Genomic DNA, 14,149 nt, shown 5'->3' on the forward strand with positions numbered 1-14,149 from the left:
ATAAAGTAAAATGTATAATTAGTAGGTCTTTATTCCTATTAATTTTGTTCGATTTAAGGAGAGTTTACTGCATGGGTAAAAGCATCAAAGTCAAGATGTTGCTTGTTTTTTCTGGGTTAATCCTGTTTTCCGGTTTAATTATTGGCTATGTATCTATTAAAGCGTCAGAAAAACTAGTCGAAAATACGGTTAGTGAACAAGCGGAAGGAATATCCCAAAAAGCTGCCGATCTGATTGATATTGAAAAATACAAAGGAATTATTCAATCAGGTGAGACTGAGTATTACAAAGAACTGCGGAGCCAGTTGAATGAAATAAGAGAAACAAATGGACTCACGTATTTGTATACAATGAAACGGGAAAAATCCGGTGATGGCTATAAATACTATTATATGGTCGATGGCATGCCCCTGGATTCAGATGATGCTTCCCAGCTGGGAGATGAAGAGGAAGGGATGGAGGATTACCCTGCAATCGTCCGGGCATTTGAATCTGGGAAGACAGAAATTGAAATGACCAATACGGAGGAATATGGCGGTCTTGTATCTGCGTATGTTCCCATTAAAACGGAGTCTGGAGAAATAATAGGGATTGTCGGTTCGGATTTTGATGTTTCAAAAGTCTATAACGGAATAGAAGCCAATAGCTTGAAGATGCTCTTCATCATTTCTGGAATTTTAATAATCAGCATTATTATTACTGTAGCAGTAACTCTTTCAATTACCAAACCGCTTCAGCTTTTATCCAAAAATACTGAAGCTATTGGCAGTGGAAATCTTACCGTAAGTGTCGACTCTAATCGACAGGATGAAATCGGAAAATTGACCCTATCCTTCAATAAGATGCTTCAGGATCTAAGGGGCATTATCCAAACGATCAATAAGTATAGTCTGGAGTTGAATGATACTTCAACAATCCTTCTAACCAAGGCAAATGAAACAAAATCAGCAAGCAGGGAAATTGCAAGCACTATGGAAGTTATCTCGGTAAATTCTTCCTCGCAGCATCAGAGCCTGAACGAAAGTGTACGTGTAATCGAAGAGATGTCTAATGGGGTCAGCTATATTGCAGAATCATCTAATGCGGCAACTGAACTAGCTGTCCGTACATTAAATGAAGTGAGCAAAGGAAATCAAAACCTGAAACAGGTTATCGAGCAAATGCAGGTAATAAGCGATTCGGTTAATCATTCTTCTTCATTAATCTTGACATTAAAAAGTCATTCGGATGAAATTTCACAAATAGTTGAAATGATAAGCGGGATTTCGTCTCAAACTAATTTACTGGCCCTGAATGCAGCTATTGAAGCTGCTCGTGCTGGTGAATCAGGAAAAGGTTTTGCGGTAGTTGCTGAGGAAGTCAGAAAACTTGCGGAAATGTCAGCCAAATCGACAGAAAACATTCAGGCAATAATCGGGCGTATAAACGCAGATACAAAAAATACAGCAACGGCCATGGATGTTGTCCAGGATGATGTTAAACAAGGGATTGAAATGGTTTCGGAAGCTGGAGAAGCATTCACTTCTATCCAGTCATCGATCGAAGGTGTGACTAGTCAAATACAAGAGGTTACCTCCACTTCTGAAGAAATGTCCGCTTCAGCGGAGGAAATTACTGCTTCTGCTGTAGAAACAGCAAAAATTGCTGAACAAGCAGCAGTAAGCACACAGCAAACTGTATCAATTACCAATAAACAGGATATTTTCATTTCCGACATGGCTCAAATAGTTGAAGGTCTTTCTAACATGTCGGCAAAGTTGAAAGAACTGACAGGAAAATTTAAATTATGATACCAATCAATTAAGTAAAACTGGAGCAGCTAATTGCAGAATTAGCTGCTTTATTAATAGGTGCGCACTTCTTTGTTAATAATTTCAAATTTCTATCATTTACTGGAAAATAGTTGAATATACAATGGTGGGTATTCTTTAGCGTGCTAAAATGTGTTTTAATTAGCCAAGGAAAAATCAAAATGGTAGTAATTTTAGACTGAAGGACGGTTTGGATCTAAGATGAAGTATGCACCTGAAGATTTACAGCTGATCAAGGACCAGCTTGGCAGCCAATCATTGTCTGTTATCGCAAAAAAACTCAACCGCAGCCTCGTTGCCCTCGAAGTGAAAGTTACGAGAATGGGCCTTTCCCACACTAAATCTTACACAGGAATGCTTACAGCTGGTGAGCTGGCAAAGCTCCTCCATATCGACAGAAATACCGTCATGCAATGGATCCTCAATCATGACCTTGACTCACATCAGCGCATTACCCGCAATAAGAAGAGATTTACTTTTATCAATATCGATGAATTCTGGACTTGGGCAGATATGAACCGCAGCAAAATCGATTTTTCAAAGCTTGAACCTAATGCACTCCCGCCTGAACCGGAATGGGTAGCAGAAGAGCGAAAAGTCGCGAAGCAAATTACTAACTACAAAGCATGGACGAAGCGGGAAGAAAAACAGCTGCTGGAATTCTACTGTTGTGGAAAAACCTTGGCTGAAATCTCAGAAATACTGGGGAGAACAAGAGAGTCGATCCGAAAAAAAATTAAGCGGCTTACTGATAAACCTTATTCCTGAAATAATAATATAAATTATGGTAAATACCTATAACCCCTTGTTATAATTGTTAAATAATAGTATATTTTTCCTACAAAGTTATTGTTTAATATTTACAGAATTGGGTTTTCGTGAAGTTTCCAGGGGGATTCCAGATGGATATTTATGTTGCCAGGCAGCCGATATTTGATATTAATGAAAAGACAGTTGCCTATGAACTTCTTTACCGTAGCAGTACAGTCAATAATTATCAGCACACAAATGGGGATCAGGCTACTACTGATGTGATTGTGAATAGTTTTTTGAATATTGGGATTAAAGAATTATCAAATGGCAAGCCATGTTTTATCAATTTTACTGAAAAACTCTTGAAGCTGGGTGTGCCATCTTACTTCAATCCATTATCGATCGTTGTGGAAATCCTTGAAACGGTTGAATTGAATGAAGAAATTCTTTCAATATGCAAAGAGTTGAAATCACACGGATATACCATTGCGCTTGATGATTTCTTTGTCTCACAATGGAACGACCTCACAATTAAAATATTGGATTATATTGATATCATCAAGATTGACTTCAGGACAACCAGCCGAAGTGACAGGCAGGAAATGATCCGTTTTATAAAAGGAAGGAACATTCAGTTCCTTGCTGAAAAGGTTGAAACGATTGAAGAATATTTACAGGCAAAAGAAGATGGTTTTGTCTATTTCCAGGGCTTCTACTTCAGCAAGCCTGTGATTTTAAATAGCTATGATATTCCATCTTACTATCATTCGTATTTTCAAATTTTAAAAGAAATAGAGAGTCCGGAACCGGACCTGGAAAAAATCAAAGACATCATTGAAAAAGATATCTCGCTTTCCTATAAATTGCTGAGACTGATCAATAACCCAGTTTTCCGCCCCAGGAATGAAGTTTCATCTATTAAACAAGCAATCATCCTATTAGGGTTAAACGAGATCAAAAAATGGATTTATGTTCTCGCAATCAGAGGGGCAGACAGTGGTGCAGGCGAATCGAAGGAACGGGAAATTATCGAATTATCGCTCAAGCGCGGGAAGCTCGGAGAATTGATCGGCAGGAAAGTTGGCAGAGAAATACTTGCCTCCAAGTACTTTTTGCTCGGGATGTTTTCCTTAATGGATTCATTGCTGCATCATCCTATGGAAGATTTGCTTGAAGATCTTCCGCTAAGCAATGAGTTAAAGGCTGCGTTGTCGGGTGAAAAGAATGATGAATTCATGATGCTCGAATTCTTAAAAGAAATAGAAAAGGCATTCCATGAAGATAAAGATCTATCCTTCAATCCAACCGCTATGCCGAAAGCGGAACTTTTCAGACTCTATGGCGAGGCGAGTGACTGGGCAGCCAAGGTTTTGAGCGAAGTAAGTCCCTGATCATCTAAGCATGCTTATGCATGCTTTTTTGCATGGACAAAGTTTCTTGTAACCTGCCGTTAAAAAAGATATATTCATAAATAAGAGATTTTCGAAATTTCGTTATTTTTTTTGAATGAGGTGTTCATTTGGTTCTGAAGTATTTATCCGCACTTTTCCTGCCTGGATTCATGGTCGTGTTTTTTACCAGGGTTGCCTATAATCATATCCTTGCACTTGTGCTGACTGTCGCGTTGATTGCCGCTTCTGTCTATAAAGGATACACGGATTCCTTCCTTTTGATTGTCGTCGATGCTTTTTCATTAACCGTCGGTTTCTATTTTGCGAACCAGATGATGAAGCGGAACAGGAAGAAGCAATAATTTTTACAATGAGCCTGTCGAATATTGTTCGGCGGGTTTTTTCTTATTATAAAAGGTAAAACAACACTTCAATCAAACGTTTGATTAACGAAAATCTGACAGGCTGCAACATTTACGTCTTCGTCAAAAATATTAATTCGAATGTTTGTTCGCTTTTTGTTGGTTTGTTTTACCTTCTTTGTGGTAGAATGAGGATATGACTTTTTACAACTAAGTAAGGCTTATATAGAGGAAATTTATAATTACAGGAGGCTTTTCTGTGAAGGACCAATTTGAATTAGTCTCGAAATATTCTCCGCAGGGTGACCAGCCTGCGGCGATTCAAGAGCTGGTAAAAGGCATTCACGAAAACAAGAAGCATCAGACGCTGCTCGGTGCGACAGGGACAGGGAAGACATTCACGATTTCGAATGTAATCAAGGAAGTGAACAAGCCAACGCTTGTCATCGCCCATAATAAAACGCTCGCTGGCCAGCTGTACAGTGAGTTCAAGGAATTTTTCCCGAACAATGCAGTCGAGTATTTTGTCAGCTACTATGATTATTATCAGCCAGAGGCCTATGTGCCACAGACAGATACCTTCATTGAAAAGGATGCCAGCATCAATGATGAAATCGATAAACTGCGCCACTCCGCGACATCTTCATTATTTGAGCGCAAGGATGTCATCATCATAGCCAGTGTATCTTGCATCTATGGCCTCGGTAATCCGGATGAATACCGGGACATGGTCGTATCGCTGAGGACAGGCATGGAAATCGAGCGGAACAAGCTATTGCACAGGCTTGTGGATATCCAGTATGAGCGGAATGATATTGACTTCAAACGCGGGACATTCCGAGTCCGCGGAGATGTAGTAGAGATTTTCCCGGTTTCACGCGATGAACACTGTATGCGGGTCGAATTTTTCGGAGACGAGATCGACCGTATCCGCGAGGTTGACGCATTGACTGGGGAAATCATAGGGGAGCGCGACCATGTGGCAATCTTCCCGGCATCCCACTTCGTCACCCGCGAAGAGAAAATGCGGGTTGCGATTGAGAACATTGAAAAAGAACTTGAAGAACGACTCGAAGTGCTTCGTGCCGAAGAAAAACTGCTCGAGGCGCAGAGGCTTGAACAGCGGACCAGGTATGATCTTGAAATGATGCGTGAAATGGGGTTCTGCTCCGGCATCGAAAACTACTCGCGCCACCTGACATTAAGGCCGGCAGGTGCAACTCCATACACGCTGCTTGATTATTTCCCGGATGACTTTTTAATTGTCGTTGATGAGTCGCATGTTACATTGCCTCAAGTAAGGGGAATGTTTAATGGTGACCAGGCACGAAAACAGGTGCTTGTTGACCACGGTTTCCGTCTGCCATCGGCAATGGATAACCGTCCGCTCACGTTCCAGGAGTTTGAAAAGCATGTCAGCCAGGCTGTGTTTGTTTCAGCAACACCTGGACCTTATGAATTGGAGCATACTCCGGAAATGGTCCAGCAGATCATCCGTCCGACAGGCTTGCTTGATCCAACAATCGATGTAAGACCGATTGAAGGGCAAATTGACGACATGATCGGCGAAATACAGGACCGCGTGAAACGCAACGAACGCGTCCTAATTACGACTTTGACGAAAAAAATGTCCGAGGACCTGACCGATTATCTCAAGGAAATCGGCATTAAAGTCCAGTACCTGCATTCCGAAGTCAAAACGCTTGAACGAATCGAGATCATCCGCGAGCTTCGCCTTGGAAAGTATGATGTGCTTGTCGGAATCAACCTTTTAAGAGAAGGGCTTGATATTCCGGAGGTTTCACTCGTTACAATACTTGATGCCGATAAGGAAGGCTTCCTCCGTTCAGAGAGATCCCTGATCCAGACAATCGGCCGTGCAGCGAGGAATAACCGCGGGCATGTCATCATGTATGCTGACAAGATGACTGATTCGATGGAAAAGGCGATCAGCGAGACAAAGCGCCGTCGGGCCATTCAGGAAGAATACAACGAGAAGCATGGCATCACACCGCAGACCATCCAGAAGGAAATCCGCGATGTGATCCGGGCAACGATTGCTGCCGAGGAGCAGGAAGGCTACAGCCCGGCAGAAGGCTTAAAGAAACTGAACAAGAAAGATCGCGAACAAGTGATTTTAAATATGGAAAAGGAAATGAAGGAAGCGGCGAAGGCACTCAACTTCGAACGTGCTGCCGAGCTGCGTGACCTCATTCTTGAGTTGAAAGCGGAAGGATGACGATAACATGGCTATGGATAAACTGATCGTGAAAGGCGCCAGGGCCCATAATTTAAAGAATATAGATGTCACCATTCCGAGAGATAAGCTTGTTGTGCTGACAGGGCTTTCCGGTTCCGGAAAGTCGTCGCTTGCTTTTGATACGATTTATGCCGAAGGGCAGCGCCGCTATGTTGAGTCGTTATCAGCATATGCGCGCCAGTTCCTCGGCCAGATGGACAAGCCGGATGTCGATTCGATTGAAGGGCTGTCTCCGGCAATCTCCATCGACCAGAAAACAACAAGCAGAAATCCCCGTTCAACAGTAGGGACGGTGACAGAGATTTACGATTACTTACGATTATTATTCGCAAGGGTAGGCCGTCCTGTCTGCCCGGTGCATAATATTGAAATTTCTTCACAGACAATCGAGCAAATGGTCGACCGTGTGCTCGAATATCCTGAGAGAACGAAGCTGCAAATTCTTGCGCCTCTTGTTTCGGGCAGAAAGGGCACACACGCCAAAGTTCTTGAGGATGTGAAAAAGCAAGGCTATGTCCGTGTCCGTATCGACGGCGAGATGCATGATCTTGGGGATGAGATCGAGCTTGAGAAAAATAAGAAGCATTCAATCGAAGTCGTGATCGACCGGATTGTCATCAAGGAAGGCATCGCTGCCCGTCTTGCGGATTCCCTTGAATCAGCGCTTAAGCTTGGCGAAGGGAATGTCCTGATTGACGTAATCGGCGAAGAGGAATTGATGTTCAGTGAAAATCATGCCTGCCCGATCTGCGGTTTTTCAATAGGTGAGCTGGAACCACGCATGTTCTCGTTCAACAGTCCTTTCGGAGCATGTCCGGAATGTGACGGACTTGGTGCGAAGCTTGAAGTGGATGTTGATCTCGTCGTTCCGAACAAGGAGCTAAGCTTAAAACAGAATGCCATTGCTCCGTGGGAACCGACCAGTTCGCAATATTACCCGCAGCTGCTTGAAGCTGTCTGCAGCCATTATGGAATCGATATGGATGTTCCGGTAAAAGACCTGCCTGACAGCCAGATGGATAAAATCCTCTATGGTTCTGAGAAGGACCGGATTTATTTCAGGTACGAAAATGATTGGGGACAAGTGCGTGAAAACTACATCGTTTTCGAGGGTGTCCTCAAAAATATCGAGCGTCGCTATAAAGAAACCAGCTCCGATTATATTCGTGAGCAAATGGAAAAGTATATGGGCGAGCACGCCTGTCCGACATGTAAAGGCTACCGGCTGAAGCGGGAAAGTCTTGCTGTCCTTGTGGATGGCCGCCATATTGGTGAAGTGACAACATTGTCTGTCGAGGAGGCTCACCAATTTTTCCAGGGCCTTGAGCTTTCTGAAAAAGAAATGAAAATCGCCAACATGATTTTTCGCGAAATCACGGAGCGGCTAGGCTTCCTGATCAATGTCGGACTTGACTATCTGACAATGAGCCGCGCGGCTGGAACGCTTTCCGGCGGTGAAGCACAGCGGATTAGGCTTGCGACACAAATTGGATCCCGTCTGACAGGAGTCCTTTATATCCTGGATGAGCCGTCGATCGGCTTGCATCAGCGAGATAATGACCGGCTGATCGACACGCTGAAAAATATGCGTGATATCGGCAATACATTGATTGTCGTCGAGCATGATGAAGATACGATGCTCGCGGCCGATTACCTGATTGACATCGGTCCCGGCGCTGGTGTGCATGGCGGCCAAATCATCTCACAGGGGACACCTGCAGAAGTAATGGAAGACCCTAACTCACTGACAGGGCATTATCTATCAGGGAGAAAGTTCATCCCGCTGCCTGTTGAACGCCGAAAACCAGATGGCCGCTACATCGAAATCAAAGGCGCGAAGGAAAACAATCTTAAGAACGTGAATGTGAAGTTCCCGCTAGGTACTTTCATGGCCGTTACCGGTGTATCCGGTTCTGGTAAAAGTACATTGATTAATGAAATCCTTCATAAATCGCTCGCCATGAGGCTGCACCGCGCAAAAAGCAAGCCAGGCGAGTTCAGGGAAATCAAGGGTGTCGATCATCTCGACAAGGTCATCGATATCGACCAGTCGCCGATCGGACGTACACCAAGATCGAATCCGGCTACTTACACGGGTGTTTTTGATGATATCCGCGACGTATTTGCTACGACAAATGAAGCAAAAGTCCGGGGTTATAAAAAGGGCCGCTTCAGTTTTAACGTCAAAGGCGGGCGCTGTGAAGCCTGCCGCGGCGACGGAATCATCAAAATCGAGATGCACTTCCTTCCTGACGTGTACGTTCCATGCGAAGTCTGCCATGGCAAACGATACAACCGCGAAACGCTGGAAGTGAAATATAAAGGGAAAAACATTTCTGAAATTCTTGATATGACGGTTGAAGCCGCAGTCGAATTTTTCGCTAATATCCCTAAAATCGCCCGCAAGCTGCAGACGATTTACGATGTCGGGCTTGGCTACATCACACTCGGCCAGCCGGCGACGACACTTTCCGGAGGGGAAGCCCAGCGCGTCAAGCTTGCTTCCGAGCTGCATCGCCGCTCAACAGGCCGCTCGCTCTATATCCTGGATGAGCCGACAACCGGCCTCCACGTCGATGACATTTCCCGCCTGCTAGTCGTCCTTCAGCGTCTCGTTGAAAATGGCGACACAGTGCTGGTAATCGAGCATAACCTCGACGTTATCAAGGCTGCCGATTATATCGTGGATCTCGGACCAGAAGGCGGAGACCGCGGCGGTACGATTATTGGTACCGGTACACCGGAACAAATCGCTGAAATCCCTGAATCCTACACAGGCAAGTACTTGAAACCAATCCTCGAACGCGACAGACTGCGAATGAAGGATCATATCGAGGAAAAAGAAAAAAGCACCAGCAATGCTTAATATCATGGAAAAGCTCTTCCGATTAATCGGAAGAGCTTTTTTATATTCGTATATAGCGCAGTCACTTTTTAAAAGTGAATCATGTGCCTGAAGTGAGTGGGAATCCAAGATAACGGTCTCATAGAAGAGAACTATGTGACCGAAGTGAGAGGAAATCCAAGATAACGGTCACATAGAAGAGACCTATGTGCCCGAAGTGAGTGGGAATCCAAGATGACGGTCACATAGAAGTGAACTATGTGACCGAAGTGAGTGTGAATTCAATATAACGGTCACATAGAAAAGAACTATGTGACCGAAGTGAGTGGGTATCCAAGATAACGGTCACATAGAAAAGAACTATGTGCCTGAAGTGAGTGTGAATCCAAGATAACGGTCACATAGAAAGGAACTATATGCCTGAAGTGAGTGTGAATCCAAGATAACGGTCACATAGAAAAGACCTATGTGCCCGAAGTGAGTGTGAATCCAAGATAACGGTCACATAGAAAAGACCTATGTGCCCGAAGTGAGTGTGAATCCAAGATAACGGTCACATAGAAAAGACCTATGTGCCCGAAGTGAGTGGGAATCCAAGATAAAGGTCATATAGAAAAGAACTATGTGACCGAAGTGAGTGTGGATCCAAGATAACGGTCACATAGAAAAGAACTATGTGACCAAAGTGAGAGGAAATCCAAGATAACGGTCACATAGAAAAGAACTATGTGACCTAAGTGATGGGAAACCCAAGATAACGGTCACATAAAAGAGAATGATGTGCAATTGGCCAGCTATTTCAAATGTATCGGTGTCATTTTCGCATCCAACGCTTTAAAACTATAATTCTGTTCTTTTAGGTACCTTAGCAATTCGGGCAGCTGCTCTAATGTTTCTTCTCTTTCATGGAAGAGGATGACGACGAGCGGTTCTTTTTTCATGGACTGTTCGATAACCTGGGTGATTGTGTAATCAACCAGCCTTTGGTCACGATAATACCAATCCTTGCTGTCAACGTTCCAATCCCACATCTGATACCCCTTATCATTGACTGCTTTTTTATAAGGCTCTGTCATATGGGGAGCGCTTCCATATGGAGTGCGGATCATGGAGGAGTCAATTCCGGCAATCTCTTTGATTGTGTTTAGGGTTTGGTGCATTTCAGCGATAACGGTTTGTGGAGACTTATATATTTTCTTTTTATCATGAGTAACTCCATGTGCTCCAAGGCTGTGTCCGTCTTCCGCCATTCTTTTTACCGCCTCAGGATAATTCCTCATATTGCCGTCCAGCATAAAGAAGGTTGCTTTAGCGTCATACTCATCGAGTGTCGTTAATATTTGTTCAGAAACTTTGTGAGGACCATCATCAAATGTTAGATAAACAATTTTAGAAGGTTCTTGAGAAGTTTCATCTCCAGGAATGGTCGTTGGGATTTGGGGTTTATTTTTAATAGTGTCGTCCGTATCTTCAAATCTAGGAAGCTTTGTATCGATTTTTTTTAGTATATCTCCTGTCCGTACGTATGCCAGTTTAATCTCTCCAGGAGGTTGACTTGCCACTTTGAAGTCCGTTTTTTTAACCTGGCTTGCCACTACTGAAGAGGACGTGACTAAACCCCCGATTAAACACACCACTGAACACCATTTTGCTGTTTTACTCTTCAAGCTGAACACTCTGCATCCCTCGCTGATTTCTAATTTGCTTCCTGCTTAGATAGACATTTATATTTCAGTTTTGTTACATAAATATTTCTCTTCTATTACAGAATAATATTTAACTAGTTTTATTAAAATGAGTAAATAGTGGAAAAAGCCTATTTTTTTGCTTCACTAAACTTATGCTAAATCATCTTAATTTCTGCGAGGGTTCGCATTCACTTTGTCGAACTTATTTCACCAAGATATGAAACTTCTTGCGTCTCACTGCGTATTAATTGCTAAGGAGATGAAGAGGATGGATACCAAAAGGATTCTGTCAGCTTTATGTTATTTCAGCGTTATGTTTGCAGGAATTTTGTTTCCTTTGGTTGCATATTTTGCCTCAGAGGATGAAGAGGTGAAGGGGCATGCAAAGAAGGCGTTATTTTCTCACCTCATCCCGCTGGTTCCGTTGCCGCTCGTTTTGTTGGCGGTTTATCTCAATATCACCAGGGGAGCGGGAGAGTTTCCTTTATTGATGTTTAGCAGTGCGATACTGATGGTGTTAGTAGGGTTCATTGTTTTGATATGGAATTTAGTGAAAGGTATTAAGGTATTGAATATAAAGAGCTAAAGCGGGGAGGAAAAGAATATGAAGGAAGAACGGTTACGGATTTTAAAGTTGGTTGAAGAGGGGAAAATGACGGTGGATGAAGCTTTGTTCCTGATTGAGCAAATGGAAAAAGGAAGTGCAAAGCCTGAAGAAAAAACTACGGCATTGTCCACTTCCGTAAAGTTTGAAGAAGCTAAAAAGGAAGACTTCCATGCGCATACATTCAATTCGGTAAAAGATAAGGTGCTTGATTTCGTAGATACAGCCTTTAAGAAGATTAAGGATTTCGACCTGGATTTGAACTTTGGCAAATCAGTCGACATCACCCATATTTTCCAGCAAGGTGATGCATATCTGAACCAGATTGATATTGATATGGCAAACGGTTCTGTAAAAGTGGTGCCATGGGACCAAAGGGATGTGCGAATCGAGTGCAGTGCTAAGGTCTACCGCGTAGAAAACCAGGATGAAGCAAGGCGGAAATTCCTGGGGGATGCTGTTTTTGCGATTGAAGGTCAAAAACTGCGCTTCTCAGTACAGCAGAAGTGGATGAAGGTGGATGCAGTTGTCCATGTTCCGAAAGAAGATTACGAAAGTGTCCGGATTCGCCTGTTTAATGGATCGATCCACGGTGAAAACTTGAATATAAAGGATTGCCGTGCGAAGACTGCAAATGGCAAAGTGCTGCTAGAAGGTATGGAATGCAGCAAACTTGAAGCTGAAACTGTGAACGGACAGATTGACATTCACCGCAGTGCAATCAGGGACCTTGAAGCAGAGACGATCCACGGAGCGATCAAGGTGGATGGATATTTCAATCAGGTTGATTTACAGTCGTTCAATGGAAACATCACTTGTTTAGTCAACAATAATGACTGCCAAAGCATTGAAGTGAAGGCAACCACGGGCAGCATCGATGTGAGCCTGCCGGAAAAAACGCAAGCCAGCGGTGAACTGAAATCGAATCTTGGGAACTTCACGATCGAACTGGATGGAATCCAGGTTGTAGAAGAGAAAAGTGATATGGTGCAAAAGACGCTCCGTTTTAAACCAGCGGATGTCGGCATGAATGCAGTAAGTCTTTATGCAGACGCGAAGACAGGCTCCATAGCTGTTAAAAAGTCGATCTTGAAATAGGAAGGTGTTAGGGATGAAATTGATGCGCTCACGGACAAATCGATTGCTGGCAGGAGTGCTCGGAGGCGCGGCGGAAGCGTTCGGTATGAATGCGACGCTGTTAAGGATCCTGTTTGTAATCTTAGTGTTCAGCACGGCCGTCTTTCCAATGGCGCTCCTTTATCTTGTACTGGTCTTTGTAATGTCAAACAGGGATGGGCACTAACAGATGAGGTGGTTTCTAGGTATTTTAATCAATGCAGTACTTTTCATGGCGCTTGCTGGTTACTTTGAGGATGAAATTTATTTATCGGGTTTCGGCGCAGCTCTTGGAGCAAGTTTCATTCTCTCGATTCTGAATATATTGGTTAAGCCAATATTAATTGTGCTGACATTACCGGTGACGGTGCTCAGCCTGGGGTTATTCCTGTTCGTCATCAATGCGATCACGCTGATGCTGACTGACAGCCTGATGGGCAGTTCGTTTGAAATTGCAGGTTTTGGCATGGCGCTGTTGACTGCAATCATAATGTCGGCAGCGAATTTGATTATCCAGAATACGGTGTTACGAGAATCAAAAAAATAACTATGGCAAAGGCCGGCACTCAGAAGTGCCGGCCTTTTAGTCAGTCTGTATCAATATATGCATCGAATCCTGCTTTTCGCAGGCGTTCAGCAAGTTCTTCTGCGCTTTGCTCGGTTTCGAATGCGCCAGCCTGAACTTTATAAAGTTCGCCTCTTTTGGCAGGAGCAGGCGATTTGGCTGAGGCAGGAGCAGCTGCAGGCGCTGGGTTTGCCTTTCGCTTCAACTTGAATTGGTCAGCCAGTGCTTTGACAATTCCTTCTGCGATCGTCCTGCGATACGTTTCCGAGCGGAGCAGTTTCACTTCCTCCCGATTCGTCATGAACCCACATTCAACTAGTACAGCATCCATTTTTGTCTCGCGAAGGACATGGAAGTCTGCTGTTTTCAACCCGCGGTTATCCAAACCGGTTGCTACGACCAGGTTTCGCTGGATTTTCTGGGCAAGCTGATAAGCCACAGGAGGCCTTGAAGGATATACATACGTCTCAATTCCGCTGGCATTATTCCAGCCGCCGCTGCCAAAAGCATTGGCATGGATTGAAACAAATATATCCACGTTGAGGCTGTTCGCCTTATCCGTCCTTGCCTGCAAAGAAACATCCGCCTTGTCAGAATGAGAAAAGTAAACAGTGACATTTTGATAGTTTGCCAGCAGCTGTTTTGCATAATTGGCTACGGCTCTGCTAAACTCATACTCTCTCATGCCATCAGGACTTCGCTTACCCGGGGTGTTGTAGCCATGCCCAGCATCAAGCATGATCTTCATCATCAT

General features: G+C 43.8%; 12 protein-coding genes. 10 read left to right on the plus strand and 2 right to left on the minus strand.

Features of this window, described 5'->3' with window-relative positions; genetic code table 11:
* Positions 1–71 precede the first annotated feature (71 nt).
* The 6 genes from ACXAEA_RS03910 to uvrA all read left to right on the plus strand — a co-directional run bounded on the left by ACXAEA_RS03910 (position 72) and on the right by uvrA (position 9,443).
* A complete protein-coding gene (locus tag ACXAEA_RS03910; protein WP_475094630.1) occupies positions 72–1,790 on the plus strand; it encodes a methyl-accepting chemotaxis protein in 1,719 nt (572 codons plus the stop codon).
* 222 nt (positions 1,791–2,012) lie between these two features.
* A complete protein-coding gene (locus ACXAEA_RS03915) occupies positions 2,013–2,579 on the plus strand; it encodes a DNA-binding protein (RefSeq protein WP_475094631.1) in 567 nt (188 codons plus the stop codon).
* A gap of 134 nt (positions 2,580–2,713) precedes the next feature.
* Positions 2,714–3,955 (plus strand): EAL and HDOD domain-containing protein, encoded by a 1,242-nt coding sequence (locus tag ACXAEA_RS03920; RefSeq protein WP_475094632.1) that lies wholly within the window; start codon positions 2,714–2,716, stop codon positions 3,953–3,955.
* Between the two features lie 128 nt (positions 3,956–4,083).
* Positions 4,084–4,317: a CsbA family protein gene (locus ACXAEA_RS03925; RefSeq protein WP_475094633.1), complete on the plus strand. Its 234-nt coding sequence runs from the start codon at positions 4,084–4,086 to the stop codon at positions 4,315–4,317.
* Between the two features lie 259 nt (positions 4,318–4,576).
* Positions 4,577–6,556 (plus strand): excinuclease ABC subunit UvrB, encoded by a 1,980-nt coding sequence (gene uvrB / locus ACXAEA_RS03930; RefSeq protein WP_475094634.1) that lies wholly within the window; start codon positions 4,577–4,579, stop codon positions 6,554–6,556.
* Positions 6,557–6,563: 7 nt separating this feature from the next.
* Positions 6,564–9,443: an excinuclease ABC subunit UvrA gene (gene uvrA, locus ACXAEA_RS03935; protein WP_475094635.1), complete on the plus strand. Its 2,880-nt coding sequence runs from the start codon at positions 6,564–6,566 to the stop codon at positions 9,441–9,443.
* A gap of 773 nt (positions 9,444–10,216) precedes the next feature.
* On the opposite strand, the gene ACXAEA_RS03940 is transcribed toward uvrA, so the two are convergent.
* Positions 10,217–11,056 carry a polysaccharide deacetylase family protein gene (locus tag ACXAEA_RS03940; protein WP_475094636.1) on the minus strand — a complete coding sequence of 280 codons (840 nt, stop codon included), beginning with the start codon at positions 11,054–11,056 and terminating at the stop codon, positions 10,217–10,219.
* Between the two features lie 322 nt (positions 11,057–11,378).
* Between ACXAEA_RS03940 and ACXAEA_RS03945 the strand changes: the two genes are divergently transcribed.
* Genes ACXAEA_RS03945 through ACXAEA_RS03960 form a run of 4 tightly spaced genes read left to right on the plus strand, consistent with a single transcriptional unit; the run spans position 11,379 to position 13,377 of the window.
* The gene (locus tag ACXAEA_RS03945; protein WP_475094637.1) at positions 11,379–11,696 is read left to right on the plus strand and encodes a magnetosome magnetite crystal formation protein family; all 318 of its coding nucleotides are present in this window, start codon (positions 11,379–11,381) and stop codon (positions 11,694–11,696) included.
* An 18-nt stretch (positions 11,697–11,714) separates the two neighbouring features.
* Positions 11,715–12,812, plus strand: a complete 1,098-nt coding sequence (locus ACXAEA_RS03950) for a DUF4097 family beta strand repeat-containing protein (RefSeq protein WP_475094638.1) — start codon at positions 11,715–11,717, stop codon at positions 12,810–12,812.
* A gap of 13 nt (positions 12,813–12,825) precedes the next feature.
* Complete coding sequence (locus tag ACXAEA_RS03955; protein ID WP_475094639.1) at positions 12,826–13,017, plus strand: PspC domain-containing protein; 192 nt, start codon at positions 12,826–12,828, stop codon at positions 13,015–13,017.
* Positions 13,018–13,020: 3 nt separating this feature from the next.
* Positions 13,021–13,377 (plus strand): phage holin family protein, encoded by a 357-nt coding sequence (locus tag ACXAEA_RS03960; RefSeq protein ID WP_475094640.1) that lies wholly within the window; start codon positions 13,021–13,023, stop codon positions 13,375–13,377.
* A 40-nt stretch (positions 13,378–13,417) separates the two neighbouring features.
* Here ACXAEA_RS03960 and ACXAEA_RS03965 read toward each other — a convergent pair whose 3' ends face one another.
* Positions 13,418–14,146, minus strand: a complete 729-nt coding sequence (locus ACXAEA_RS03965) for an N-acetylmuramoyl-L-alanine amidase (protein ID WP_475094641.1) — start codon at positions 14,144–14,146, stop codon at positions 13,418–13,420.
* Positions 14,147–14,149 lie beyond the last annotated feature (3 nt).

Source organism: Mesobacillus sp. ABV4_180, from assembly GCF_056158485.1.

Bases quoted from the DNA above. Each gene is read 5' to 3' on its own strand.
- ACXAEA_RS03910 (WP_475094630.1), top strand. From the start codon at position 72: ATGGGTAAAAGCATCAAAGTCAAGATGTTGCTTGTTTTTTCTGGGTTA.
- ACXAEA_RS03915 (WP_475094631.1), top strand. From the start codon at position 2,013: ATGAAGTATGCACCTGAAGATTTACAGCTGATCAAGGACCAGCTTGGC.
- ACXAEA_RS03920 (WP_475094632.1), top strand. From the start codon at position 2,714: ATGGATATTTATGTTGCCAGGCAGCCGATATTTGATATTAATGAAAAG.
- uvrA (WP_475094635.1), top strand. From the start codon at position 6,564: ATGGCTATGGATAAACTGATCGTGAAAGGCGCCAGGGCCCATAATTTA.
- ACXAEA_RS03945 (WP_475094637.1), top strand. From the start codon at position 11,379: ATGGATACCAAAAGGATTCTGTCAGCTTTATGTTATTTCAGCGTTATG.
- ACXAEA_RS03950 (WP_475094638.1), top strand. From the start codon at position 11,715: ATGAAGGAAGAACGGTTACGGATTTTAAAGTTGGTTGAAGAGGGGAAA.
- ACXAEA_RS03955 (WP_475094639.1), top strand. From the start codon at position 12,826: ATGAAATTGATGCGCTCACGGACAAATCGATTGCTGGCAGGAGTGCTC.
- ACXAEA_RS03960 (WP_475094640.1), top strand. From the start codon at position 13,021: ATGAGGTGGTTTCTAGGTATTTTAATCAATGCAGTACTTTTCATGGCG.
- ACXAEA_RS03965 (WP_475094641.1), bottom strand. From the start codon at position 14,146: ATGATGAAGATCATGCTTGATGCTGGGCATGGCTACAACACCCCGGGT.